A 268-nucleotide genomic window follows, 5' to 3' on the forward strand; every position below is an offset into this window, starting at 1 on the left:
TGTGGATGAGCCGGTGGCGATTGTGGGGATGGGGTGTCGGTATCCGGGTGGGGTGGGTGACCCGGAGGAGTTCTGGCGGTTGCTGGTCGAGGGTGTTGACGCGGTGGGTGGGTTCCCCGCCGATCGGGGCTGGGATGTCGGGTCGTGGGATGACCCGGATCCGGCGGGGTCGGAGACCACGTATGTCCGCGAGGGCGGCTTCCTGACTGACGCGGCGTTGTTCGATGCGGGGTTCTTCGGGATCAGTCCGCGGGAGGCTGTGGCGATG

At 67.9% G+C, this 268-nt stretch carries 1 protein-coding gene; it reads left to right on the forward strand.

Annotation, left to right across the window (positions count from 1 at the left end):
• Positions 1–268, forward strand: a 268-nt coding sequence (locus tag ACLQ2W_RS34015) for a beta-ketoacyl synthase N-terminal-like domain-containing protein (protein ID WP_425792014.1), incomplete at both ends; no start/stop codon positions are given.

It is taken from the genome of Micromonospora sp. DT227, assembly GCF_049841835.1.
In the GTDB taxonomy this organism is placed as follows: Bacteria; Actinomycetota; Actinomycetes; order Mycobacteriales; family Micromonosporaceae; genus Micromonospora.